The following is a 21474-nucleotide window of genomic DNA, read 5'->3' on the forward strand; positions in this document are numbered from 1 at the left end:
CTCCTTTCTTTGCTGGTATAATTTTGTTGGTTAAAAAATTTATTTTGGGGTGATTTCATGGAACAATCTGTACATGTAAAATTTTTAGAAGCAGCAAAAACAAATAATGTTTATATCGATATTGATGAATACTGCCCGCATTGCAAACAATCAATGTCTCCTAAAATTATTTTTGCAATTACCTCTGGAGTAGTCTTTCAAAATAAGAAAAATAGTATTGCTTTGTTTTTAAAATGTTCTAGAAAAGATTGTGGCAAGTTCTACTGTTTAGAATTTCCATGCATAGCTGACAGATTTTTAGATTTAAGAGAAATTCAACCCTCCATTCCATACACCTACTCACCTCATTTAAAAAATGATCTTCCTAAAAACCTTAATAACACATTCCCAGGATTTAAAAAAATTTATGATCAGTCTTTACAAGCCGAATCAATGGGGCTTGACGAAATAGCAGGTGTTGGATATCGCAAAGCAATTGAATTTTTATTAAAAGAATTTGTAATATCCAAGAATCCAGAAAAGCGTTCTGAGATAGAAAGTAAGTTTCTTGGAAATGTTATTAATGAAAATTTGGACGATCTCCCAAGAATTCAGACTTTAGCTAAAGCGGCAGTTTGGATTGGTAATGATGAAACCCACTTTGTGAAAATTCATAGCGAAAAAGATTTAAAGGATATGAAAGGATTTCTATCAGCTGCTGCTTTATATATTTCTGCTGAATTAAAAGCTGACGAAGCGGAAGCCTTTATAAATCCTCAAGAATCGTAAAATACTTATAAAACTCATTTTCTTTATTTCCATTGGTAGTAAATCCTTTCTTTAAAAGAATTTGTCTACCATTTTTTTGTGTAGAATATCCAGAAGCTACAACCTTCGCATAAACTTTTACTGTCCATTTTTTATTTTTATATTCAGGAATTTTAGAGATAAAGTACTCAATATAGCCACCTACAAAATCATCCTTTTTGGTATATTCCATAAATTTCACACCTCTTCCAACTTAATAAGTTGTTCCAGTGGAACTCGCCTAACAAGTCCCCTAATTTGTAACTTAGCTACTACATATGGAGCTAGATCAACAATCTTGATTACCCGATAAACACCATCTCTATAAAGAACTTTGTCACCAATATCAATCATGTTGATTGCCTACTTTTACAGCCGGCCATTGCGCACGCAGAGCCCCTGGATATGCTGCATTTCTTTTAATCTCTATTTCAGTAAGTTTGTTCTTGCATCCTTCGCAAAAGGTCTTATTACCATGTGGCATTACACCCAAATATATTTCTTCACCATATTTGAGAACACGGTCACACATAAAGCATTTTTGAAAACTCATTGGCATTGTTGCCACAACGTCACTATTTAGTTCACCAAAATCTACGAAACGCAAAATTTTATAAACGAAGGTTGAAGTCTTTTCAAAGCTAATCATTGCAACCCCTCCTTTTAGAATGCACCTGGTTGAAATCCACTTGGTGTCTGTTGCCCGTTATTTGGGATATTATTTTGCTGCTGATTACCGTAATTTGGTTGCGTATTTGTTCCATAGTTAGGCTGCACACTTTGCTGTTGAACAACACCTGCATTTGCAGCTGGCTTTAAAAACTCTTTGATACGGTTGTTCTGTTTTTTACTTCCATCACGGTCGTTATAACTATTGACTTTAACTTTAGCTTGTCCTTTGCTCCCAATTACCGTGGACCAGTTAGGGGAAAATGGCTGACCAATGACAGTCGGTTGACCAATAGCAGCGAAAAACTGTGTCAACTTCCAGGTAAACTTCTTCATCAAGTACATCCGCTCCTTGACGGTAGTCTTACCTTCTTTACCAACTACTTCGCAGCTCACTTCTGCGTAAGGTGCTCCATTTGGAATTTTGTCACTATTACCGGTATAAACCTTGCGTTCTAGGTTTGTAACCGTGAATGGATAAGTACCTTCTGGTAATAAGGTGAAGTCACTTTCTTCTGCCACCCAGCCACTATTCCAATCTAAAAATTCATTTTCGTTGTTCATTTAAAATTCCTCCTACTTTCTAATTTTTGAGTTTAAAAGTCCTAAAGCTTTATCCCAATTTGTTGCTAAGTATCCCCATAAATCTGTTGGAATATTTCCAATTGGCGTATCCTTTGGCATGAAGCCGCCTTGGTAAATGATCTGCATCACTTCCTCTACCGTAACTTGGTTAATCTTCATTAAGTCCGCAACGTCCTGCGGGATCACAGCTGGAATGTTTTCTTTGTATTCTGGTGCAGGAGCCGTCTCAAGTACTGGATCGCCTTGATCTTCTGGCGTTTCTTCTGGAACCGATGGCAAAGGTATATCTTGCGTTTCTGCAGTCTGAGTAACTTGTTGAGTCTGAATATTAGTAGCAGCTTCAAATGCTTGTGCAATTTGTGAATAGTCAAATGGCAATTCATCTTGTAAGCCAAGTCGATTTTTTGCATCCCATGACGGTCTGTGTGTGGTATACATCACTCGTTGACCACCAGTAGCCTTCTTACTATTAGTCTTGTCATCTGTGATAATTGTTGTTTTGTAGTTGGCAAACAGTACCATGTCGGCCCACTCTTTAACTAGTGGTGCAGTTTTCTTTTCCAGCTTTAATTCATAGCGATCATAAGCACCCATTTCGTCTGGCTCTTCTTTTTTGCGCAACCAAGCATGAGCCGTGATCACAACGTTAATTCCCAGTTCAATCACTTCACTTAATGAATTCAGCAATTTTCCAATTTCATCTGCTAATGCTACATAACGTGTGCCGTAGCCGGTGGAATCAATCGCCTGCCAATGATTTTGAGCCATTAGATGTTTCTTAGCTAAGTCCTCGCCCCAATCCATTGTGTCGATAATTAATGTCCTGCACGGTCGAGTCTGTTTAACGAAGTCAACTTCCTGCAACAACATTGTCCAACTTGTAGGCTTGTCAAAGCGTTTAACATTCAGATATAACGATGAATCCTCTGTATCAATGAATAATGGATTTGGAAACTGACTAGCAAAAGTAGTTTTTCCAATTCCTTCCACTCCATACAAAATCACTTTTTGCGCTTTAGGAATTACTCCACTTTTTATTTGAAATCCCATCAGTTAAAATGCTCCCTTCCCTTGCCAACCTGTTTGCGCTGGTGCTGTTTCAATTTGTGACGCTTGTTCCTTGGCATAACCGTCTTGGATAATTACGCTGCATTCATCACCTGTTGAAACTCTGGTGGCAATTGCTTGCAATCCTTCTTGTTCAAGCCACTTACCAAACTCACTCAATGTGGTCATATCCATTTGTTCCAACTTATCTAAGAGAATAAATCCGCAATCCGGTTTCAATTCACGTACAATTGCTGTTGATACCTTGAGTTGATCTGAACCAGACATGTTATCCCACTTTTGACCGTTGTAAGTTAACTCGCCATCTTCTACCGACAAACCCGAAAGTGGTAATGTGGCATCATGTAAAAGTGTAGCTTTTTGTTTACGAATTTCTTCAATACCTTCACTTAATTCTTGATACTTACTGCTATATTGAGCAGCGTCTTCTTCTGCCTTATCTTTATCAAGATTGGCTCTTACCTTACGGTTGATTTCATCGATTTCTGATAAACTCTTTTCAAGTTCAGCAGTTGATCCATCTTGTAAGTCCTTAGTAGAACTCTGCGCAATCTTCAGATCAGTTTCAGTTCTCTCGTGAACTTGAACTAATTCGTTAAGCTGTTTTTGCAGCTGTTGAATTTTCTCAGCTTCAAAATCAAACTTTTGTTTAATTTGAGTTGCCTGCTGCCGCTTGCGAGCATTTTCACCATTTTTAGCTAAGATAGTCTGTTGTTGTTGAATTAAATCTTTAACATCAACTGGCTTTTTAGGAGCACTTGGAAAATATGGTTGTTCCTTAGCAAATTTGCTTTTTTGATCTGCAATCTGTCCGATCGTGTGTCTTTGGTTATAAACCTCTTGTTCTGCGCGTTCCAACTCAAAAAGTTTGTCACCAACTCCAATTATTCTAAGTAAGGTCTGTGCCTTTTCTTTTGAGGTTGATTCCATAAACTTTGGCAAGTTGATCGCTAACTCTTCTACAAAGTCGTTTAGGAGTTGTTGTCCACCTTTTTGCCCTTTTGGATCAATAACCTTCAAGCTTGAGTTCTTACCTGTTCGCTCAACAATCAAACCGTTGTTCATAACAATGTGGAGACGTGGTGGTGTAGCTGAACCTTCACGATAAGCCTTAGATGGTTTATATTTATTACCGCCTAACCCCCAAGCAATTGCATCAAGTACGCTTGTCTTACCCTGGTTATTATTCCCACCAACAATCGTTAAACCCTGCTGTGTTGGTTCAATTTTCACTGCTTTAACTCGCTTGACGTTTTCGATTTCAAGCTTGTTAATCTTGACTGCCATAACTACTCCTCCTTCTTGTTCAAATCCGCATTTTTAATAAATGTTCCATTTACAAGTTTTCCTTGCCGGTCCTTGATATGACTGTATGCTTTTTCAAGTGCTTGATTCATTGTGATTCCCTGTTGTTTTGCAAAAATAGTCAAGGTTACAAATACATCACCGATTGAATCAATCATGTGTGCTCGATTACCTTTGCTGAAATCCTGTGCCAGCTCACCAGCTTCTTCGAAAAATTTTATTAACTGGCGATTACTTAATTCTTTGTTAAGTAATTTACGTTTGGCACCCCAAGCAATAATATTTTGGTTTAATTCATCTAACTCTTGTTTTGAGACCACTACTGTTCACTCCTTATCTCCGATTGATAAATCTTCTGCTGCTTCAAACAAATCATCGTATCGACTCATTGGAACATCACGAAAAACTTCGTAACCTATTTTGCTAGCAGCCTTGTCCAAAACGCTTAAATTGAAAAACATTTTCTTCTCCACTGTGGTAAAATGATCATGTAAATTATTTATACTTGAGCCTATTGCGAGTAGGCTCTTTTTTATTGCCACTCTTTTGGTGGTTCTCTGAACAATTCATTTGGTGTACATCTGAGAAATTGGCAAAGCTTATTTAAAGTATCAAGTTTCACCATTTTTGAATTGCCGTTTCTATGGGAAGCTATAGTGTTTCTAGAAATTCCTGTAGCTTCGTGAACCTGTCTATCTTTGAGTTTCATTTCTGCCATCCTATATCTGACACCACAACTAAAAGTTTCAGAATTATATTCCACCTTTCACACCTCTTTCTTGCTAGATATTTTTTTATATGAAGAATGCAACCACCTCCCCAATCGCTAAAATCAGAAACATTGCAATTACCCAGATTGCAAATACCATACTTCCAAAATAATCAGCTAGAAGTTTTATCATTTTTGTGTTCTCCTTCGTAAAAACCAATGAAATAGACAATTGGTAGTGTGATCACCCAATAAACAAACGACATAAACACACCTCTTTTTATTCATTTATCAAACTTGTACTTATGCAGCCTTCCTCGTCACTTGCCGCCAGACTTGTAATTTATTTATTTGAACGGAAGCTTTGTAAGTAGTCGTCTAATTCAATTCTTCGTATCCTTGTAGTTCCACCTACAGTGATCGTTGGTAATCCTCTATTTTTTATCCACTTGTCAATTGTTGATCTACTAACATTCACATAATCTGCAGTTTCATCAACTGACATATACTCTGGGTAGGTATTACCTTCTTTAATTTCGGCAAGAAGTTCAGCCAATGCTTCTCTGACATCTTTTCGAAGACTATCCTCAAAATCATGAGATAAATTCATTCTTAATTCGGCCACATAATCACCTCTTTTTATCTCTGAAATAATCCAAACTGATATCCAATGCATCAGCAATTTTGCACATTAACTCAAAACTCGGTTTTTTAATCTTTCCGTCTCTCAAGGCATAAATAGTCATGTTCCTTTTATCTCCATAAATATTTTTGCTTAACTCATTGATCGTAATTTTTTTACTTTTAAGAATTTTTTCAATCTTTCTCCACATTCTGTGCCTCCATATATAGTGCTTACCCAAAATCAATCACAATATATTGTGATTTTATAAACATTGTGATATAGTATTTTTTGTAGATAACAGCCTCCTAAAACTTTTACCTACAAATAAATACTGTTGAGAATTCAACGAAGGAGATGAGTTTATATGACAGGTAAAAATCAATGGGTTTCTCCCCATGGAGACCAATGGGCCGTAAAAGGTGCTGGCAATGGGAAAGCTACGAAATTATTTGATAAAAAATCAGATGCTTTAGATTTCGCCAAAAACGTAGCAAAAAATCAGCATTCAGAATTAATTGGACAAAAGCAAAATGGACAAATTAATCTGAAGAATAGTTATGGTAAAGATCCTTTTCCTCCCAAAGATAAGAATTAATTATCTTTTAAAGTTACTCCCTTCAAAAAAATAGGTAGTATGAATCCGATGGAAAGTTAGGTTAAAAGTATGAATGTTAAAATAAATACTCCAAAAGAAATGCCTGCAGATTTCAAAGTATTAGAGCAAAGAGCTGATTTCATAAAATCTAGAACAAAATACAGTAATGGTCTGGTTTTGATTTTTGAACAAACAGCTGAGGAAACAACATTACATTCCAATTACAATTGGATCCAGGAAGCTGATGGCTCTTTAACTCCAAACTACAATTCCCAAAATTCTAATTTTATTGATGTTGTTTAATATTTAATTTAGGGCTTTGAATAGTAATGTGATTTTTAGAAACTTTCACTGTAGTTTTATCATTGCTTAACATAATCAGGGATTCACGTATTGCAGACGTGGATCTCTTTTTGTTTTGTTCTTTCATCCCTCTACTCCCTCCTACTCCATATCCAAAACTCGATAAATCTTCTTGCGAATGTTCATTGACTTCGGAGACATATCGCCACTAATCGCACGATTAACTTGAATTGCTCCCTCGCCAATCAATTCTGCCAATTCCACTTGAGTCATATCTCGCTCAAGTAAATGAAACTTAATTTGTTTCTTAACTTCTTTAGCAGTTTCAACAAGACTCTGCTCGACCATAGGATTACCCCCTTTCTATATTTGATATAATCATCTTTAAGGAGGTGATTAATATGTCAGTTAAAATTCCTGCTTCGGAATTTGCTATTGCTGTGGTAAATTCGTCTAATCCAAATCTTTCTATTGAAAGCAAAATTGAATTATACGAACAAGCCGTAAAGATGGTTAAAGAACATAACAGAAATGTTTCAGCCCCAAAACTTCATTCCTTTAACTAGAAATTGACTACTTCGTGATAAAGCTTCGCAATGGCTGCCACCATTTCGGGGCTTTTTTCTTTGTCTGAAGTAAGCAACTGTGCCAGATAGTCACGACCTGCCTGTTCAATGTCAGTTTCTTTCTCTAATTTCACGAAATTACTCCTTTCTGTAATTTATTAATAAAGTAATTGACAACCAATTAGACTTAGTCTAATATTAAGGCATGCAAAATAAGCCTAAAAAAACAATTTCTTATATAAGTCGCTCGCCAAAGTTGATCATATAAGGTTAGTTTTTAGTTGCGTAATTACTTGATGAATTAAATATAAGCCTTAGTCTAAAAATAGTCAACTATTAATTAGTCTAAGACTAATTAATTTATCAATAAAAGGAGCTTTTTATTGATATGACGCTATTAGAACGAATTAAAAAAATTTCGAAAAAAAGAGGTTACAATTTAACAAAGGTTAATAGTATGGCTAACTTAGGAACTAATACTATATATTCCTGGAAAACTAAGGAACCCAACTACAACAATTTAAAAGCTGTAGCAGATGTGCTTGGCGTTTCTACAGACTATCTTCTTGGAAAAACTGACAAAGAAAATTACTATGATCTAAGCAACACAGAAAAGAAAGATCTGGCAGTTGAGGCTGAAAAGATTATTGAAGGAATTGAAAATGGAGATAATCTAAATTTTTATGGGGAACCAGCAACTCAAGAGCAAAAGGATCGTTTATTAATTGCAATTAAAACTGCGATGGAAATGAACAAACAAGAAGCCAAAAAGAAATTCACACGTAAGGATTATCGTAATTAGGGGGAGACCACATGAACTACCACGTCGAAAATGAATTCGATAAAATTAAGAGAACCTATTCTTCTACTACCCCCCACTCACTGGCAGAAGAAGCTCATTATAAGATACTCTATGCTGATTTAGATAAAAATACAGGCGGTTGCACTATTACAAATAGTCGATGTAGCACCATTATTGTAAATAGAAATTGGGAAGAACATTATCTAAATTTCGTCATTCTCCATGAATTTAGCCATCTTAAGTTACATGGCGGTGAAAGTGCACCATTTTATAGAAATATCGGTCTTGGTACCTTTATCCCTAAAATGGAAAGAGAAGCCAATTCATTAGCTTTAAAGATATTAATTTCCATGCAGGATATGACCGAAATTCAAGGTTTGACCAAATACCAATTGCTTAACTACCTAGGACTACCATTCCAACTGGAATTTTTTTTGGAGTAAAAAAAGAACATACGTTTGATAAAGGGAGATTTTATAGATTATGGACAAGCAACAATTTCAAGATTACTTAGAAACGAATAGCCAAGCTATTAGCTTATTTAACCATAAGGCTTTAGAATTCCAAGAAAGTAAAAATAAGAACCGTCCACCTGCAAGAAGATGGAACGAGGCAAGATTGGAACGTGAAACTGGAAAAATGCTAAATACTTTTGTAACTAATATCCACGAAAAAATGAAGTCACATATTAATCCAAATAGTTCAGAACCAGTGAAAGAGTGGATCAGTTTTATAGATGAAAATGATATTTTAGACGAATTAGAAGAATCTATCATTGAAATGCAATTTGTATGATATATTAAGATTGTTTAAAGATTATAAGTCCAAATTCTGATGACTGTAAAAGCTGAAATTTGTGGGGGAATAAAAAATGTCAAAAGTTATTAGAGGAGTAGATGGGAAAAAGTATAAGCAGGTTACTCCAAATAATGTTAATCGAAAAAGAACGCCTGAAATTATCCTTTCAGCAATCAGCCTTCTTCTTTCCATAGTACTAATTGGTTCTGGACTAGGAGTTGCATCTTTTGCTGATGCTTGGGGTGGTGGCGGTTACTACACTGGTAAATTTCTTATTGGAATACTGCTAGCCATCGTTGCATTTGCACTTACTTTCCTTATTAACAAACATCACACTTTAAATAGTTGGCTAATAATTATTATTGGTGTATTTATTTTGCTAGCTTGTGGAGTTTATGGAATTTTAGGTGGTATTTTCTTTATTGCAACAGGAATTTTAGCCTTAGTTCGCAAATAATTTTGGGGGAATAAAACATGAGTAAAAAAATTCAAGATGAAAATGGTAATACATATGTTGAAGTAAAGCCGTGGTATAAAAAATGGTGGGTCTGGGTTCTAGCCGTTGTAGTTGTGGTATTTCTATTGGGTTCCTTTGGTGGTCATGATAATAGCAACGCTAAATCCAAAACAACTAATACATCTACAACGGGATCGGCTAAAGGACACAAAACTACTAAATCTGAAACAGGAGAAAAATCTTCGGTTGAAAGCAAAAGCAAATCTTTGACAGTTTCATATAAAGACTATGATGTTTCTTCAGATAAAACTTACTCAGTAGCTTTCAGCGATTCTTCCTGGGCAAATACTAAAGTTAATGTAGACAAAGTTCAAACATACAAACTGTCTAAGGGTTATACTTACGATTCAGCCAATGATGGTAAATTTAATATTCAAGGATTTGTTAAAGTTCATTTTAATATTACTGCGGGTCGAGATATATCTATTTATCCTACTCAAGGAACTGCAGTTTTTTACAATGGAGAACAACATGAAGCAGACACTGGTGAAAGTTGGGATGGAGATATCTCAAACGGCGCAACTAAAGATGGTTGGGTAACATTTCCTATAAAAACTTTGAACGATACTTCTTCCATCAAATCTATAAGGTATAAATTCGATGCAAATTATAAAACAGATAATTACGATGATGAAAATTCTAACCATACCTACGACTTCACTTTAAATCTACAATAAAAAAACACATCTCTCCCCGACCAAGACGAAAGATATGCTGTACTTAAAATATATAGGACTTTTGCGCCCTATTTGACATTATAAAGGAGATGATGCTTAACAACAAGCCAACTTTAAAATAAAGTCACTTGCCGCCAGCAAAATTATTTTAAAGGAGAAATTCAAATGGCTTCATATACAAAATATAAAACAAATAAAGGAATGTTTTGGAGATTTCAGGTGTCCTATGAGGATCCTATAACTGGAAAGCGTAAGCAAAAAGGTAAAGGTGGTTTTTCCACCAAAAAGGAAGCTAAGAGTTTCGCTGAAAAACTTGAAGATGAAATCAATCGTGGCTTTTTCAAAAATGCTAATATAACTTTCGGTGACGTTTTTAATCTTTGGTTTGAAAACTATCAGCTAACTACAAAAGAATCAACTTGGACCACTACTAAACGCAATTTTGAAAATCATATATTACCTGTACTTGGTAATAGAAAGATTGTTGATATAACCCCTGCTATTTGCCAACAAGTTGTCAACAATTGGTTCAACAAACCTTTAAAAAACTACAAACGTTTTTTCAATAACATTAAAAATGTTTTTGAATATGCAGTACGGTTAAAGTTGATTACTGATGATCCAACTAAAGCTGTTATTCGCCCTAGTGCAAAACATCAAAAGGTAAAAATCAGGAATGATAAAGATATATACTATACTCGTGAAGAGTTAAAAGTATTTTTAAAGTGCATGTATGATTCGGATAACTATCAAGGCTATACATTCTTCAGATTGCTTTCATTTACCGGTATGCGTAAAGGTGAAGCCCTTGCCCTAACTTGGGCTGACATAAACTTTAAGACACGTCAAATTACAATTAATAAAACACAGTCTAATGGGTACAATCACTTAGTAATTCAATCAACTAAAACAGAAGCTAGTGATAGAACTATTTTTATTGATCAAAAGTCACTCAGCATCTTAAAACATTGGCAAAAATTACAGCGTATTGAACTTCTACAGTTTGGATTTAATTCAATGGATACGAAACAACTTGTTTTTGCATCACAAAATAATACGATGCATAACCCGAATAAGCCACGAGTGTGGGCCGTAAGAGTAACCCAAGACTATGATTTAAAACACATCTCTGTGCATGGCTTCAGACATACCTATGCAACGTTAGCCATTCAAGGTGGTATGCCGCCTAAAGAACTGCAGGCTCAACTTGGCCATAGTGACATTAAAACGACATTGGATATTTACACCTCTGTAACTGATCAACAGAAGAAAGATACACCTGAAAAATTTACGGCTTTTGTTAATTTTTAATTTCATGCAACATTCATTAAATATAATGCCTATATTCCTTGTTGTTAAAGCATTACACAAAAAATTCCATGCAACATCTATGCAACACAAGAGTACGAAAATGTACCAAAGGCTACGAAAATAAAAAATAAAAAAGCTGATAAATCAACGATTTACGAAGATTTACCAGCTTTACGAAACATATAATTGGGCATACTGGACTCGAACCAGTACATTGCGGATTCAGAGTCCGCTGCCTTACCAATTTGGCGAATGCCCAAAAATAAAAAATCAACTATTTAATAGTAGTACCTTTTCAACAAGTTGTCAATGAAAAATTAACGCTATGACTTATTGTAGGCGCTGTTTCATCTCTTTTCAAAATAAAAGTCCACCTACAAATACGATGGACATTCTCATGAAAAAGATGATATCACCCGTACGGGGATCGAACCCGTAACTCCGCCTTGAGAGGGCGACGTCTTAACCAATTTGACCAACGGGCAAGTACTCTTACTATTATACAGAGGTCCTGGTTATTGTCAAGATAAAATTAACGATTTAACTGCAGATAGACGCAAATTCCAAAAAGCAGCAAACAATAACCCACACACCCGATGATAACCAGATTGAGTAAAGGAATTATTACGAGGCTGCGTGCGCCTATGAAAAACAAGGTCGTAACACTCCATTTTAATAGTTTAATGTACATCGCTCTTAACTTAGGATCCATTTTCTCACCAGCTGTTATTTAGTTACGCTTGAAAGTAAAAGCAAGCTCTGGAATCTCTTTGAAGGTTCGTGCGTAAAACTGCAGTTTAAATGCCTCAGGAGTGACCTCAAGCACAGCATACGTTCCACCCAAGGAGCTGTATTCTCCGCGCGGAAAGCTGATGCTTCCTGGATTAAGAAACAGACATTTTTTCCGATACTCAGCGCCTAAAAGATGTGTATGTCCAAATAAGACAATTGTAGCCTGTTTGGACGCCGCCAAGAACCCTAAACGCTCCATGCCGTTATTCACACCATATAAATGACCATGTGTCAGCAAGACCCGCTCTGAGCCATATTCCGTCAGGATAAGTTCTTTGAATCGTGGATCATAGTCGCAATTTCCCATCACAACCTGAAAATCTGTGAAAAGCTCATCATCCGGCGCAAGTTCTGAATCTCCACAATGAAACATGCCGTCAACTTTCCCTTGATATTTAGCGCGTAACTTTTCCAGAATCTCCCGGTCTCCGTGACTATCACTGACAACTAGAAATCTAATCTTCTTGTTCTTCATTATCTTTTCCACCAATCATCAAATTTTGCATTCAATGCTGCAATTGCTCGTCCACGATGACTGATTTTATTTTTCTCAGCTGGTGTAAGCTGTGCAAAGGTTTTACCAAGCTGTGGCAAATAGAAAAGCGGATCATATCCAAAGCCGTCTTCTCCACGCGGAGCTGTCAGAATTGTGCCTGTAACCTCTCCTGCGACCTTTAATGGTTCCTTATTCACACTTGTGACTACGAGTGAAGAATGAAAGCGTGCTGTCCGCTTCTCTTGAGGCGTATCACGAAGTTCTCTAAGCAACTTAGCATTATTGGCAGCATCATCATGATCACCCGCATAACGTGCGGAATAAATCCCTGGTGCCCCATCAAGCTCATCCACCAGCAGTCCCGAATCATCAGCGAGGACTGTTTCATGCAGCACAGCTGTCAAGGTGCTCGCTTTAAGATACGCATTTTCAGCGAAAGTTTTTCCATTTTCTACAATATTTGGCTTTTCTGTCAAATCATTAAGTGTTTTGACCACAAAACCACGCGGTTCAAAAAAAGATCTAAATTCTCTGGCTTTTCCCTCATTTTTTGTCGCAATTATTATTTTCTGCATCTTTCTTCATCCTTTCGCACTGCTGTTAGTTTTAATTATAGCTAGCAAGCCAACTCCTTAGCAACTTTCTTAAGTTTACAAATAACTGTTCGCTTTTTGCAAGTTCAAGGTATAATTAATGTTAGATTGAGGTGAAGGAGAGTCTTCATGGACGCAAATTTTTATCAACAACTAATACAAGACAAAGATACAACCCCTGCTTTTGGATATGAGGTTTTACGTGACGTTCTGCTTCCTGAACTAACAGAAAGCAACCCAACAATTCTCTACTGGGCAGGGAAACGGCTAGCGCGCGAAATCTTTCTTGCGGAAGCCGAAGATCTACCCCTCTTCTTTGAGAAAGCTGGTTGGGGTACGTTGAAGTTGGTTAGTACAAAAAGAGATCAGCAATTATTCGAACTCAGCGGAGCAGTTGTTAAGCTACGTCAGCAAAATGTCCCGCAAGTCGATTTTCTTCTAGAGGCTGGTTTCTTAGCAGAAACGCTGCAGAATCAGATTGGTTTTACAACAGAAGCAATTATAAAGAGCACCGATCAACGCAATGGCATTATTTCGTTTTTAGTCCAACGAGATTCAAAGGATCCTCTCGACCCAGCGATCTTACCCGAAAAAGAACCCTTAAAACTAACCACTGCAGTTGAAAAGTAATCAAATCAGCTTTACACATATAATTTAAATTAGGTTTCATTCAAAAATTGTGCAATTCATTTTTGGGTGAAACCTAATTTGTGCTTATGACATAAGTCAGGCTCTAAGTTTTTACCCAGTCCCATTTGAGTTACCCACTTCTACTAAAAATAGCGGCCTTTTCCAACATGGAATCAGGTCGCTATTTTTAGTGATTAGATTATTTCAGCTATTTCTAGAAACATGGTATGCGCTTTGTCACACTAACTTTGGTAAAGATTATTCACAAATCGCTACTTTTGCTGCCAAGTTTTTGAATAGAAATAGTTATTAATTTTATATTTTGGAGTTGGCTGTGCTTTAGTTAAAAATGGATTGATATACTGATCAGCAGCTAGCCAGCCACGCCACCCAAGATGAATTGTATCTTGCATGAAATAAGCCTTACCGCCATCTTTAGTCAAATCAACTACATTATGAAAGCCCTGCGAGTTTAATTGATACTTAATTTTTTTCACAAATTGCCGCAACATCGGCATTGAAAGTCCAGTATATTCAGACCAACGCTTATTAACCGGTGGAATTATGAAAAGGACCTTCATATTTTGCTTGGCAAACTGATTCAGCACTAACTGAAAATCTGAAAATTCAACTGAACGCAAATAACTATAATTTGCCTGTTTACCAGCTAACTTCTTATAACTACGCTTTAACCGCTTATTCCAAAAAGTATTGTCGACACCAAAGCTATTATTAGTCGTATGTGTCCTGCCTAAATAATAAGCTGTTTCATCCAGTTGCTTAAAGTTATAGGTTGCAGGTAAAATTTTCTCGCTCTTAATAACTGCACTTTCACGATTATTCAAAGTAATCGTTGAAAAGAGCTGGTCTTCACGATCAAGTGCATTCGCCTTCAAGCCCAGATAAATACGTTCAAATTTTGTCAGTGACTGCCCGGCAGCAATTCGAATTGTTGCATTATTTTCAATGCTAGAACGATCTCGCGATAATGCCAATAACCTTTCAGCCGCATATCTATCCATGCTGTTATTTTTGGCCTGCAACAACCATTTAACAATTGCAGGTTTAGGATAATAATAATTAAACATGTCAGGATTGATTCCGCCTTGCACAAACCACTGCGGTGAAATTATGAAAACTGCCTTTTTACCTTCCAGTTTATCATCAATTCCCTGCATCCCCCAGTAATGGACCAATGATTGTGTCCCCGGAGCACCCAGCAAGAAAGGACGATAACTTCTTTTATATTTTTGGGCAAGAACTGATGGATGCAGCGAATCCATCCGCGATAATTCAGATGAACCAAAGAATGGAACATAATTCTTGGAAAAAGCTGCCTTTTTGACTGCCATTCCCCGAAAAACTTTAGGCGATTGCGATAGTGCTGCCCGTTGAATGGTTCCTCGCGAAATATCTTGTACATTGACTGGTGTTAAAAAAAGTGCAACTAGCAGCACTGCAGCCAAAATCACCGGCCCAAAAATCAAGAATAGTTTCTTTGACATCTTCATGTTACATACTTTCTACTTTCGCAATAATTTTATTAGGTGTATCCCATTCGCTGCGCTCAAATTCAGAAACTGGAACTTCAACCCCACATTGGGACTGCAACTCTAACAAGAGTTGTACGGTTGCCATTGAATCTAGCAAGCCTTCATCAAACAAGTTGATATCCAAGTTATCTGCAAGATCTGAACTGCCTGTTAAATCCTCTAAAATTTCAATTACCTTTTCTTTCATGATTAAAACTCCCCTTATCTTAATATAATATTATGGAATAATAGTTTGTCCAAAAAACCTGAAAAAATCAAAAAGCTAAAGCAAACCACGTTAAATGTAATAAAAATTGCTAGTAGCTTCGTGAATCGATTACTTGGAAACTTGTCTTTGTGCTTCTTCTTATAACGTAGCCAGACATCACACAAAATTATCGCTAGAGCATGATACAGGCCATAAACAATGTAGTACCACGTCAAGCCATGCCAAAAACCCATGATCAGAAACAGCGTCAAGTAACCAACATTTGCAATTGCAATTCTATTTTTCATCAGCTTCTTCTTCATTATGAAGAAAACAAGACGCATATAGATGTAATCACGGAACCAAAATGAAAGTGTCATGTGCCAACGATTCCAGAATTCTTTGATATTCACCGCACTGAAAGGACGGTTAAAGTTCATTGGAGTCTCAATTCCCATCAAATAACTAATTCCCACAGCAAAAAGACTGTAGCCGGCAAAATCAAAGAAAAGATCCATCGAATAAACGTACATGTAAGCTACTAACCACCACGAGATTCCCCCGTAGGAAAGTGCCATTTTGCTGACATAAGGCAACATTAAGGTTCCAAAAACATAAGCTAGTAAAAATTTGTACAAAAAGCCTAAGAAAATGTACCACACTGCCTTATCAAGCAACTGCAAATATTTTTGCGGGTTAGGAACTCGTTCGTAATCTGCTTTAAATCTACGATAACGATCGATTGGCCCCGAAGAAATCGTTGGGAAAAAGAGCAAGAATTGTAGTGTCAACCAAGGATCAAACTCTTTAATCGCTCCATCACGGATCTCCATCACCATCTGGACAGCTTTAAAAGTCAAGTAACTAATCCCTAAAAAGCCGATCAAAGATGGATGTCCATAAACAGCTGGTGTCACTTTCACAATCACTAACGGAATGATTGCGAGGATAACAGCACTACAAAAAATCCAAGTCTGATTCTCTCTTTGCCGATAATGAAAATAAGCACCCACTAAAACAACTTCAAAAATAATATAGCCAATGAGTGCAATGCCTTCATGCCACTTAACTCCGCCAAAGGCCAAGAGTAAAAAGGCAAAAGATACGATTGTCTGATACCAATGAAGCTGTTTACCACGCAGCATCGCAATCATGATCGGTAATAATGCAATAACTAGGTAAACAAAATACATTGGATTTTCATAAGGTTGTAAATTAATCATTAATGATTGACCTCGCTAAAGAGGTGCTTCCGATCAACTTTTCCATTTGTTGTAAGCGGTAGTGAATCCACATAAACAAACCGCTGTGGAATCATGTATGGCATTGATAAAGTTGCTAATTGCTCTTTGATAGCTTTGGTTAATTCAAGGTTATTTTTGAATTCATTATGCTTAGCAACTACGAAAGCTACTAATTGAGAGACCTTGTGATCCATTCCGTATTTTGGAACACAAGCAGCCTGCTCTACTAACCCAACTTTGCCAAGATGATAGTCAACCTCTTCTAATTCAATTCTGAAGCCGTGGAGCTTAACTTGAAAGTCAAGACGCCCCTTATAAAGCAGTTGCCCGGCTTCATCAAACTCACCTAAATCACCCGTCCGATAAGCATTTTGCTCGTTAAACTTCACAAAAGCCTGCTTTGTTTTGGCAGGATTATTGAGATATCCCTGAGAAACACTTGGACCATAGATTAAAATTTCACCGGCTGTCCCGGCTGCAACTTCTTGCAAGTTTTCATCAACAACTACAACCTTAGTATCTGCTTTAGGTTTACCGATTGGCAAACGTTCATATTTAGCAAGCAAATCTGCCGTAATTTGAACTTGTGTAACAGCTACGGTTGTCTCTGTAGGTCCATACGTGTTATAAATTGCTGCATGCGGAAAACGCTGCAAAAGTTGTTGTGCAGTCTTATGAGTAAGTTCTTCACCACAAAACAGAAAATGCTGCAATTGCGGATAATGTTCCTCGTCGAAACTTTTTTCCAGCAAACAAATATCCATAAATGATGGTGTCGAAACCCAAACATTGAGCTTAAGCTGCGGCAAGACAGAAAAAAGCTGCCTAAAATCTTCTGTAACTTTCTTAGGAATCACGCTGAGTGTGCCTCCACGTGTCAATGCCGGATATAAATCCATGACAGAAAGGTCAAAGGAATACGGCGGTTGCGACAGAAAAGTACTTTCGTCTTTGATTCCAAAATCGCTTTCCATCCAGGCCAAAAAGCTTTCCAAATTCTGTGCACTAATTTGGACCCCCTTAGGAACACCGGTTGTTCCTGAGGTGAAGATAATATAAAAAACATCTGATCCCTTAACCTGATTTGCAGCAGAAAAACTTACTCTTTCAGAAAAAAGCTGCTTCAACTTTGCTGGGGTTACAACAGGTAAACCAGCAAGTTCAACCGGAAGCTCCTCAACTGCGATACATGCGACAGGCTGCGCAATACGATTAATGGTAACTAAGCGTTCACTTGGCGAATCGCTGTCGATCGGTATGTAAGCATGCCCTGTCTTAACGATTCCCAGAAAAACCGCGATCATTTCAAATTCTTGACCGCCATACACAATAATGGGTGCCTTGTCCGGCAAATCCATGTTAGTGATTGCTGCGGCAACGCTGTCTGAGTAATTTTTTAACTCAAGATACGTATTTTCTTTTCCAAGATAGTTATAAGCTACTCGCTGCGGGTCCCGTTGTGCCCAGCTATCTATTCTTTGAATTACATTCATTTAAGTTGTTCTCTCCCCGATTAAAACTCGTTATAGATAAAGTGCGGTCCATTGATACCACTGTAACTATACAAATAAACCAATATCAGCATGACCACAAAATAAAAAATAGTTTTCAAAACAAATTTGGTTACCTCACTATGTAACAAGCGTGAGCGCCATTGCCCCATCTCTTCACCCCCACGACAATCTAAAACTGAAAACAGCGATCTGCAACAAATGAATCTTTAACATTAAGCAATTAAAACAGTAAATGTAACTACACTAATGTTACACCACAGTAAACCAGTTTTCTGTAAAATTTTTCAAAGATTACTTAAGATTTCATTAAATTGATTCCTTTTGAAGCTATACAACTATTCTATTATAGCAAAAAAGAGGACCCGCAACAGCCCCCAATTAAATGTGTGCCATTTAGTGCTACTTGTCTTTAAATTCGCCTTCAATGATGTCATCATCGTCATTGCGACCGTTGCCGTCTGTTGCTTCCGGCATGACACTTGCCGCGATAAAGTAAACAATTATCCCAATGATCAGTTGTCCTGGGAAAAAGATTAAAATCGCACCAATGATCCGAACAATCGCTTTATCCCATTCAAAATACTCTGCAATTCCTCCGAAAACGCCTGAAACAACTTTATCTTTTGACTTTGTTAACTGCTTTTTTCTTTTCATGAAAATCCTTCCTTTCATTGATCCCTTACTTAACTTCATTATCACCGGAATCGGTGCGTAAAATCAACATATTTGAGTTATTTTGACCTTGTTGCAAGGTACCGCCCTCACTAGTCTTTGAAAAAAGTTGGTTGGTCCCAGCGTTGGTTTCCACACGGATACCCTTTACCTGTGTATCTGCTACTTCATTATCCCCATTCTTATTTTCAATAGTGTAAACCCCAGAAAATTTGTTATGGTTTGCTTCCAGATCACCACTGCTCAGTGACAAATTTCCTTTAATAAATTGTGAATCAGTGAAAGTCACGTCTCCATCAGTATTGTGGATAATAACATTAGTTAACTGTGAGTCTTTCAGCGTTAAATCACCATTCGTTTGCTGCAGCCTCCCGCTTCCAAATGAAACGTTCTTAAGCACTGCATCTCCATTATTCAAGTAAATCGCTGCCCTTTTAGCCTTAACATTTGCAAGATAAGCGTCTCCCGTGTCGGTAAATGCATTTAGCTGATCCACTGATTGCCCGGAAATTCTAAGATCTCCTGTTTTAGAATTAACGGTCACGTTCCGTAATTGTCTTCCATTAGGGACAGTAATCACAACTTTTTCGTTACGCGCTACTCCAAAATAAAAACCTGAAAAATCACTTGCCTTTGTTTGCCGAACATTTAAAACCCCATTTGTAACCTTCACCGTGGGGGTATTTTTGCTGTCAGCAGTATACATAACACTTGCCTCACTGCCACTTCTAACTTCAACATCCGCTGTGCGCGTTTCCACATAGATCTGGTTAAACTCAACATTTCGTTTAACTACTTTGCCGCTAAACTTAGTGCGGGCACTGACCGGCTGCCACCCCTGAAAAGCAATTATCTGAGCTCCGTGAAACAGATAACCAGCTGCCATCAAAAGCAGTCCCAAACCTAAAATTACCATACCAGAAAGCAATGTCTTTTTCATCCTAATCTGCCCTCCTTCTTTCGTTGAATTTACGATAAAGATAACGAGCAAAATTAGCAACTGCTTGGATTAGAACACGCCCAAACCAAAAGAGACATGGCACGATTAGCAATAAAAGACCTAAACAGGCCATCCCACAGCCTAAATAAAAAATGCCAACATTAAATTCCTGAAATAGTAACACTACTCCACTGTAAAGGAAAAAAGCTGTTAAAAGCAAAATCGCCAACAAAAGACCTGCTCCAACCATAAAAAAAGCTAAAATTAAGAAAATTACAGCTATCAGCACGCCGCCGCCAACACCCACTGCTCCTAATGCAAACGGTGCTGATAATAAGGCAAGTATTATCAACCAGATCATTCTTGAATTAGCGTGCGCTGATTTCACTTTGCTGCCAGTGGTATGCTCATCGTCCCTAATTGAATAATCGGCCATTATTTTACGTGCTAACTGACGAGGAGTCCCCAGCTTCTCTTCAATTGCGGCCCGCTGCTCTAACTGTGCATCACTAAGATATTCAGCATAAAATGCAACTGCATCTTTAACTTCTGCTACTGTTAAGCCTTGCAAGCATGCTTTCAATTCATCTAAATACCTGTCTCTATCCATAGTGTTTTCCCTTTGCCTCCCCCAACAGAATATTATCCAAACTCACTTTATAGTTAACCCACATTTTGCGAATCTGTTCCAAGTGCTGTGTCCCGGCAGGAGCAATCCGGTAATACCGCCGATTCCTCCCTTGAAAGGGTTGGTCATAGGTCGTCAGATAATTATTCTTTTGCAAACGTCTCAAAACAGGATACATAGTAGACTCTGAAATTTCAATTACCGCTTGCATATCTTGTGTTAGTGCGTACCCGTAGTAATCCTTTCTCTCCAGTAAAGCGAGCACCAGTCCGTCCAACAGATCTGCAGAAATTTTGATTTTCATTTTTTTGCCTCCATTGGCTTTTCCTTAAACAATATTATACGTTATATAGTATTATATTGCAATTAATTAACTGCAAAAACTGCTATCATCAACTCACCAATGCTTAAACAGCAAAGTTGGTGTCAATCGTATGCCAATGAAAAAGTGCACACAAAAAGAGGATCAGGGCAACCCGCAAGTCTGCTCTGATCCTCTTTAATTAATATTACACTTAGCGTTTTCGCCAACTGTTGCTTACTCTGCAGTTGACTGTTGCAAAGATTCTTTTAAAGATACTGCTTTAATTTAGTTTCAATCTGTTCCTTAGGATGGTAGCCCACCAAAGTATCAACTACCTGCCCATCTTTTTTGATCAACAGTGTTGGAATACTCATAATTCCAAACTCACTTGCAACTTGTTTATTCTCGTCAACATCAACTTTGCTGAAAGAAACAGTATCGCCCATTTCCTCATCAAGTTGCTCAACTACAGGTGATTGCATCCGACATGGACCACACCAAGTTGCCCAAAAGTCTGTCAATGTCACTCCACTACTTGTTTCTGCTGCAAAAGTTGCATCTGTTAATTCTTTAACCACTATTAACGCCCCCCTACTTTGCTTTTG

At 37.3% G+C, this 21474-nt stretch carries 36 protein-coding genes and 2 tRNA genes; 11 read left to right on the top strand and 27 right to left on the bottom strand.

Annotated elements, in window-relative coordinates; genetic code table 11:
• Nucleotides 1–57: 57 nt before the first annotated feature.
• A complete protein-coding gene (locus FD50_RS09195; RefSeq protein WP_056961240.1) occupies nucleotides 58–768 on the top strand; it encodes a DUF4145 domain-containing protein in 711 nt (236 codons plus the stop codon).
• On the opposite strand, the gene FD50_RS09200 is transcribed toward FD50_RS09195, so the two are convergent.
• The 10 genes from FD50_RS09200 to FD50_RS09240 all read right to left on the bottom strand — a co-directional run bounded on the left by FD50_RS09200 (nucleotide 746) and on the right by FD50_RS09240 (nucleotide 5955).
• Nucleotides 746–979: a hypothetical protein gene (locus tag FD50_RS09200; protein ID WP_054756714.1), complete on the bottom strand. Its 234-nt coding sequence runs from the start codon at nucleotides 977–979 to the stop codon at nucleotides 746–748. The genes FD50_RS09195 and FD50_RS09200 overlap by 23 nt on opposite strands.
• Nucleotides 980–1132: 153 nt before the next feature.
• A complete protein-coding gene (locus tag FD50_RS09205) occupies nucleotides 1133–1435 on the bottom strand; it encodes a hypothetical protein (RefSeq protein WP_056961241.1) in 303 nt (100 codons plus the stop codon).
• A gap of 14 nt (nucleotides 1436–1449) precedes the next feature.
• Nucleotides 1450–2019, bottom strand: a complete 570-nt coding sequence (locus FD50_RS09210) for a hypothetical protein (RefSeq protein ID WP_056961242.1) — start codon at nucleotides 2017–2019, stop codon at nucleotides 1450–1452.
• A gap of 12 nt (nucleotides 2020–2031) precedes the next feature.
• On the bottom strand, nucleotides 2032–3090 hold the full coding sequence (locus tag FD50_RS09215) for an ATP-binding protein (protein WP_056961243.1): 1059 nt from the start codon (nucleotides 3088–3090) through the stop codon (nucleotides 2032–2034).
• A 3-nt stretch (nucleotides 3091–3093) separates the two neighbouring features.
• A complete protein-coding gene (locus FD50_RS09220) occupies nucleotides 3094–4395 on the bottom strand; it encodes an AAA family ATPase (RefSeq protein WP_054756710.1) in 1302 nt (433 codons plus the stop codon).
• Nucleotides 4396–4397: 2 nt separating this feature from the next.
• Nucleotides 4398–4733: a MazG-like family protein gene (locus FD50_RS09225; protein WP_054756708.1), complete on the bottom strand. Its 336-nt coding sequence runs from the start codon at nucleotides 4731–4733 to the stop codon at nucleotides 4398–4400.
• Nucleotides 4734–4739: 6 nt separating this feature from the next.
• The gene (locus tag FD50_RS12715) at nucleotides 4740–4955 is read right to left on the bottom strand and encodes a hypothetical protein (protein ID WP_156653527.1); all 216 of its coding nucleotides are present in this window, start codon (nucleotides 4953–4955) and stop codon (nucleotides 4740–4742) included.
• Complete coding sequence (locus FD50_RS09230) at nucleotides 4946–5176, bottom strand: helix-turn-helix domain-containing protein (RefSeq protein WP_235803458.1); 231 nt, start codon at nucleotides 5174–5176, stop codon at nucleotides 4946–4948. Before FD50_RS09230 ends, FD50_RS12715 begins: the two co-directional genes overlap by 10 nt.
• Before the next feature lie 289 nt (nucleotides 5177–5465).
• Nucleotides 5466–5747, bottom strand: a complete 282-nt coding sequence (locus FD50_RS09235) for a helix-turn-helix domain-containing protein (protein ID WP_054756706.1) — start codon at nucleotides 5745–5747, stop codon at nucleotides 5466–5468.
• A gap of 4 nt (nucleotides 5748–5751) precedes the next feature.
• Nucleotides 5752–5955, bottom strand: coding sequence for a helix-turn-helix domain-containing protein (locus FD50_RS09240; RefSeq protein WP_054756703.1), 204 nt, complete (start codon nucleotides 5953–5955; stop codon nucleotides 5752–5754).
• Between the two features lie 156 nt (nucleotides 5956–6111).
• Here FD50_RS09240 and FD50_RS09245 point away from each other — a divergent pair, with 156 nt between their 5' ends.
• Entirely contained in the window at nucleotides 6112–6342 is a 231-nt protein-coding gene (locus tag FD50_RS09245; RefSeq protein ID WP_054756701.1) for a DUF2188 domain-containing protein, read from the top strand.
• A gap of 69 nt (nucleotides 6343–6411) precedes the next feature.
• Entirely contained in the window at nucleotides 6412–6645 is a 234-nt protein-coding gene (locus FD50_RS09250) for a hypothetical protein (RefSeq protein WP_054756699.1), read from the top strand.
• Here the strand turns inward: FD50_RS09250 and FD50_RS12720 are convergent.
• Nucleotides 6629–6772: a hypothetical protein gene (locus FD50_RS12720; protein WP_156653528.1), complete on the bottom strand. Its 144-nt coding sequence runs from the start codon at nucleotides 6770–6772 to the stop codon at nucleotides 6629–6631. The two genes, FD50_RS09250 and FD50_RS12720, sit on opposite strands and share 17 nt — an antisense overlap.
• A gap of 14 nt (nucleotides 6773–6786) precedes the next feature.
• A complete protein-coding gene (locus FD50_RS09255; protein ID WP_054756696.1) occupies nucleotides 6787–6993 on the bottom strand; it encodes a helix-turn-helix domain-containing protein in 207 nt (68 codons plus the stop codon).
• 53 nt (nucleotides 6994–7046) lie between these two features.
• Here FD50_RS09255 and FD50_RS12725 point away from each other — a divergent pair, with 53 nt between their 5' ends.
• Nucleotides 7047–7211 (top strand): hypothetical protein, encoded by a 165-nt coding sequence (locus FD50_RS12725; RefSeq protein ID WP_156653529.1) that lies wholly within the window; start codon nucleotides 7047–7049, stop codon nucleotides 7209–7211.
• Here the strand turns inward: FD50_RS12725 and FD50_RS12730 are convergent.
• Nucleotides 7208–7345, bottom strand: coding sequence for a hypothetical protein (locus tag FD50_RS12730; RefSeq protein ID WP_156653530.1), 138 nt, complete (start codon nucleotides 7343–7345; stop codon nucleotides 7208–7210). The two genes, FD50_RS12725 and FD50_RS12730, sit on opposite strands and share 4 nt — an antisense overlap.
• Nucleotides 7346–7599: 254 nt before the next feature.
• On the opposite strand from FD50_RS12730, the gene FD50_RS09260 reads away from it, so the two are divergent.
• The 6 genes from FD50_RS09260 (at nucleotide 7600) to FD50_RS09285 (ending at nucleotide 11316) form a co-directional block, all read left to right on the top strand.
• Nucleotides 7600–8013: a helix-turn-helix domain-containing protein gene (locus tag FD50_RS09260; protein ID WP_054756694.1), complete on the top strand. Its 414-nt coding sequence runs from the start codon at nucleotides 7600–7602 to the stop codon at nucleotides 8011–8013.
• 11 nt (nucleotides 8014–8024) lie between these two features.
• On the top strand, nucleotides 8025–8456 hold the full coding sequence (locus FD50_RS09265; protein WP_056961244.1) for an ImmA/IrrE family metallo-endopeptidase: 432 nt from the start codon (nucleotides 8025–8027) through the stop codon (nucleotides 8454–8456).
• A gap of 40 nt (nucleotides 8457–8496) precedes the next feature.
• On the top strand, nucleotides 8497–8808 hold the full coding sequence (locus tag FD50_RS09270; protein ID WP_054756692.1) for a hypothetical protein: 312 nt from the start codon (nucleotides 8497–8499) through the stop codon (nucleotides 8806–8808).
• 76 nt (nucleotides 8809–8884) lie between these two features.
• Nucleotides 8885–9268 (top strand): hypothetical protein, encoded by a 384-nt coding sequence (locus tag FD50_RS09275; RefSeq protein ID WP_056961245.1) that lies wholly within the window; start codon nucleotides 8885–8887, stop codon nucleotides 9266–9268.
• Between the two features lie 17 nt (nucleotides 9269–9285).
• Nucleotides 9286–10005, top strand: coding sequence for a hypothetical protein (locus FD50_RS09280; RefSeq protein WP_054756688.1), 720 nt, complete (start codon nucleotides 9286–9288; stop codon nucleotides 10003–10005).
• A 165-nt stretch (nucleotides 10006–10170) separates the two neighbouring features.
• Nucleotides 10171–11316 (top strand): tyrosine-type recombinase/integrase, encoded by a 1146-nt coding sequence (locus FD50_RS09285; RefSeq protein ID WP_056961246.1) that lies wholly within the window; start codon nucleotides 10171–10173, stop codon nucleotides 11314–11316.
• Nucleotides 11317–11502: 186 nt separating this feature from the next.
• Here the strand turns inward: FD50_RS09285 and FD50_RS09290 are convergent.
• The 4 genes from FD50_RS09290 to FD50_RS09305 form a co-directional block, all read right to left on the bottom strand.
• Nucleotides 11503–11575 (bottom strand) — tRNA-Gln (locus tag FD50_RS09290).
• Nucleotides 11576–11728: 153 nt separating this feature from the next.
• Nucleotides 11729–11801, bottom strand: a tRNA-Glu gene (locus tag FD50_RS09295).
• A gap of 245 nt (nucleotides 11802–12046) precedes the next feature.
• On the bottom strand, nucleotides 12047–12583 hold the full coding sequence (locus FD50_RS09300) for a metallophosphoesterase (RefSeq protein WP_054755962.1): 537 nt from the start codon (nucleotides 12581–12583) through the stop codon (nucleotides 12047–12049).
• On the bottom strand, nucleotides 12583–13179 hold the full coding sequence (locus FD50_RS09305) for an XTP/dITP diphosphatase (protein ID WP_056961247.1): 597 nt from the start codon (nucleotides 13177–13179) through the stop codon (nucleotides 12583–12585). Before FD50_RS09305 ends, FD50_RS09300 begins: the two co-directional genes overlap by 1 nt.
• 147 nt (nucleotides 13180–13326) lie before the next feature.
• On the opposite strand from FD50_RS09305, the gene FD50_RS09310 reads away from it, so the two are divergent.
• Complete coding sequence (locus tag FD50_RS09310; RefSeq protein ID WP_056961248.1) at nucleotides 13327–13827, top strand: YslB family protein; 501 nt, start codon at nucleotides 13327–13329, stop codon at nucleotides 13825–13827.
• Nucleotides 13828–14099: 272 nt separating this feature from the next.
• Here the strand turns inward: FD50_RS09310 and dltD are convergent, their stop codons facing one another.
• From dltD to trxA, 10 genes are all read right to left on the bottom strand, one after another.
• Nucleotides 14100–15338 carry a D-alanyl-lipoteichoic acid biosynthesis protein DltD gene (dltD, locus tag FD50_RS09315; protein ID WP_056961249.1) on the bottom strand — a complete coding sequence of 413 codons (1239 nt, stop codon included), beginning with the start codon at nucleotides 15336–15338 and terminating at the stop codon, nucleotides 14100–14102.
• 1 nt (nucleotide 15339) lies between these two features.
• Complete coding sequence (gene dltC / locus FD50_RS09320) at nucleotides 15340–15567, bottom strand: D-alanine--poly(phosphoribitol) ligase subunit DltC (RefSeq protein WP_056961250.1); 228 nt, start codon at nucleotides 15565–15567, stop codon at nucleotides 15340–15342.
• Between the two features lie 14 nt (nucleotides 15568–15581).
• The gene (gene dltB / locus FD50_RS09325; protein WP_056961252.1) at nucleotides 15582–16790 is read right to left on the bottom strand and encodes a D-alanyl-lipoteichoic acid biosynthesis protein DltB; all 1209 of its coding nucleotides are present in this window, start codon (nucleotides 16788–16790) and stop codon (nucleotides 15582–15584) included.
• Complete coding sequence (dltA, locus tag FD50_RS09330) at nucleotides 16790–18304, bottom strand: D-alanine--poly(phosphoribitol) ligase subunit DltA (RefSeq protein WP_056961253.1); 1515 nt, start codon at nucleotides 18302–18304, stop codon at nucleotides 16790–16792. Before dltA ends, dltB begins: the two co-directional genes overlap by 1 nt.
• A 20-nt stretch (nucleotides 18305–18324) precedes the next feature.
• A complete protein-coding gene (locus tag FD50_RS12560) occupies nucleotides 18325–18474 on the bottom strand; it encodes a teichoic acid D-Ala incorporation-associated protein DltX (protein WP_082610504.1) in 150 nt (49 codons plus the stop codon).
• Nucleotides 18475–18724: 250 nt separating this feature from the next.
• Nucleotides 18725–18979, bottom strand: a complete 255-nt coding sequence (locus FD50_RS09335; RefSeq protein ID WP_054755959.1) for a PspC domain-containing protein — start codon at nucleotides 18977–18979, stop codon at nucleotides 18725–18727.
• Nucleotides 18980–19004: 25 nt separating this feature from the next.
• Nucleotides 19005–19937 (bottom strand): DUF4097 family beta strand repeat-containing protein, encoded by a 933-nt coding sequence (locus tag FD50_RS09340; RefSeq protein WP_056961254.1) that lies wholly within the window; start codon nucleotides 19935–19937, stop codon nucleotides 19005–19007.
• 1 nt (nucleotide 19938) lies between these two features.
• Nucleotides 19939–20547, bottom strand: a complete 609-nt coding sequence (locus FD50_RS09345) for a DUF1700 domain-containing protein (protein WP_056961256.1) — start codon at nucleotides 20545–20547, stop codon at nucleotides 19939–19941.
• Nucleotides 20540–20869 carry a PadR family transcriptional regulator gene (locus tag FD50_RS09350; RefSeq protein ID WP_056961258.1) on the bottom strand — a complete coding sequence of 110 codons (330 nt, stop codon included), beginning with the start codon at nucleotides 20867–20869 and terminating at the stop codon, nucleotides 20540–20542. The genes FD50_RS09345 and FD50_RS09350 overlap by 8 nt, the downstream gene beginning before the upstream one ends.
• A gap of 266 nt (nucleotides 20870–21135) precedes the next feature.
• Complete coding sequence (trxA, locus tag FD50_RS09355; RefSeq protein ID WP_054755951.1) at nucleotides 21136–21447, bottom strand: thioredoxin; 312 nt, start codon at nucleotides 21445–21447, stop codon at nucleotides 21136–21138.
• Nucleotides 21448–21474 lie beyond the last annotated feature (27 nt).

Source organism: Liquorilactobacillus satsumensis DSM 16230 = JCM 12392 (assembly GCF_001435195.1).
Classification (GTDB): Bacteria; Bacillota; Bacilli; order Lactobacillales; family Lactobacillaceae; genus Liquorilactobacillus; species Liquorilactobacillus satsumensis.

What these genes read in the sequence shown, in the direction of transcription:
- FD50_RS09195 (WP_056961240.1), top strand. Translation starts at nt 58, where the DNA reads ATGGAACAATCTGTACATGTAAAATTTTTAGAAGCAGCAAAAACAAAT.
- FD50_RS09200 (WP_054756714.1), bottom strand. Translation starts at nt 979, where the DNA reads ATGGAATATACCAAAAAGGATGATTTTGTAGGTGGCTATATTGAGTAC.
- FD50_RS09205 (WP_056961241.1), bottom strand. Translation starts at nt 1,435, where the DNA reads ATGATTAGCTTTGAAAAGACTTCAACCTTCGTTTATAAAATTTTGCGT.
- FD50_RS09210 (WP_056961242.1), bottom strand. Translation starts at nt 2,019, where the DNA reads ATGAACAACGAAAATGAATTTTTAGATTGGAATAGTGGCTGGGTGGCA.
- FD50_RS09215 (WP_056961243.1), bottom strand. Translation starts at nt 3,090, where the DNA reads ATGGGATTTCAAATAAAAAGTGGAGTAATTCCTAAAGCGCAAAAAGTG.
- FD50_RS09220 (WP_054756710.1), bottom strand. Translation starts at nt 4,395, where the DNA reads ATGGCAGTCAAGATTAACAAGCTTGAAATCGAAAACGTCAAGCGAGTT.
- FD50_RS09240 (WP_054756703.1), bottom strand. Translation starts at nt 5,955, where the DNA reads ATGTGGAGAAAGATTGAAAAAATTCTTAAAAGTAAAAAAATTACGATC.
- FD50_RS09245 (WP_054756701.1), top strand. Translation starts at nt 6,112, where the DNA reads ATGACAGGTAAAAATCAATGGGTTTCTCCCCATGGAGACCAATGGGCC.
- FD50_RS09250 (WP_054756699.1), top strand. Translation starts at nt 6,412, where the DNA reads ATGAATGTTAAAATAAATACTCCAAAAGAAATGCCTGCAGATTTCAAA.
- FD50_RS12720 (WP_156653528.1), bottom strand. Translation starts at nt 6,772, where the DNA reads ATGAAAGAACAAAACAAAAAGAGATCCACGTCTGCAATACGTGAATCC.
- FD50_RS09255 (WP_054756696.1), bottom strand. Translation starts at nt 6,993, where the DNA reads ATGGTCGAGCAGAGTCTTGTTGAAACTGCTAAAGAAGTTAAGAAACAA.
- FD50_RS12725 (WP_156653529.1), top strand. Translation starts at nt 7,047, where the DNA reads ATGTCAGTTAAAATTCCTGCTTCGGAATTTGCTATTGCTGTGGTAAAT.
- FD50_RS09260 (WP_054756694.1), top strand. Translation starts at nt 7,600, where the DNA reads ATGACGCTATTAGAACGAATTAAAAAAATTTCGAAAAAAAGAGGTTAC.
- FD50_RS09265 (WP_056961244.1), top strand. Translation starts at nt 8,025, where the DNA reads ATGAACTACCACGTCGAAAATGAATTCGATAAAATTAAGAGAACCTAT.
- FD50_RS09270 (WP_054756692.1), top strand. Translation starts at nt 8,497, where the DNA reads ATGGACAAGCAACAATTTCAAGATTACTTAGAAACGAATAGCCAAGCT.
- FD50_RS09275 (WP_056961245.1), top strand. Translation starts at nt 8,885, where the DNA reads ATGTCAAAAGTTATTAGAGGAGTAGATGGGAAAAAGTATAAGCAGGTT.
- FD50_RS09280 (WP_054756688.1), top strand. Translation starts at nt 9,286, where the DNA reads ATGAGTAAAAAAATTCAAGATGAAAATGGTAATACATATGTTGAAGTA.
- FD50_RS09285 (WP_056961246.1), top strand. Translation starts at nt 10,171, where the DNA reads ATGGCTTCATATACAAAATATAAAACAAATAAAGGAATGTTTTGGAGA.
- FD50_RS09300 (WP_054755962.1), bottom strand. Translation starts at nt 12,583, where the DNA reads ATGAAGAACAAGAAGATTAGATTTCTAGTTGTCAGTGATAGTCACGGA.
- FD50_RS09305 (WP_056961247.1), bottom strand. Translation starts at nt 13,179, where the DNA reads ATGCAGAAAATAATAATTGCGACAAAAAATGAGGGAAAAGCCAGAGAA.
- FD50_RS09310 (WP_056961248.1), top strand. Translation starts at nt 13,327, where the DNA reads ATGGACGCAAATTTTTATCAACAACTAATACAAGACAAAGATACAACC.
- dltD (WP_056961249.1), bottom strand. Translation starts at nt 15,338, where the DNA reads ATGAAGATGTCAAAGAAACTATTCTTGATTTTTGGGCCGGTGATTTTG.
- dltC (WP_056961250.1), bottom strand. Translation starts at nt 15,567, where the DNA reads ATGAAAGAAAAGGTAATTGAAATTTTAGAGGATTTAACAGGCAGTTCA.
- dltB (WP_056961252.1), bottom strand. Translation starts at nt 16,790, where the DNA reads ATGATTAATTTACAACCTTATGAAAATCCAATGTATTTTGTTTACCTA.
- dltA (WP_056961253.1), bottom strand. Translation starts at nt 18,304, where the DNA reads ATGAATGTAATTCAAAGAATAGATAGCTGGGCACAACGGGACCCGCAG.
- FD50_RS12560 (WP_082610504.1), bottom strand. Translation starts at nt 18,474, where the DNA reads ATGGGGCAATGGCGCTCACGCTTGTTACATAGTGAGGTAACCAAATTT.
- FD50_RS09335 (WP_054755959.1), bottom strand. Translation starts at nt 18,979, where the DNA reads ATGAAAAGAAAAAAGCAGTTAACAAAGTCAAAAGATAAAGTTGTTTCA.
- FD50_RS09340 (WP_056961254.1), bottom strand. Translation starts at nt 19,937, where the DNA reads ATGAAAAAGACATTGCTTTCTGGTATGGTAATTTTAGGTTTGGGACTG.
- FD50_RS09345 (WP_056961256.1), bottom strand. Translation starts at nt 20,547, where the DNA reads ATGGATAGAGACAGGTATTTAGATGAATTGAAAGCATGCTTGCAAGGC.
- FD50_RS09350 (WP_056961258.1), bottom strand. Translation starts at nt 20,869, where the DNA reads ATGAAAATCAAAATTTCTGCAGATCTGTTGGACGGACTGGTGCTCGCT.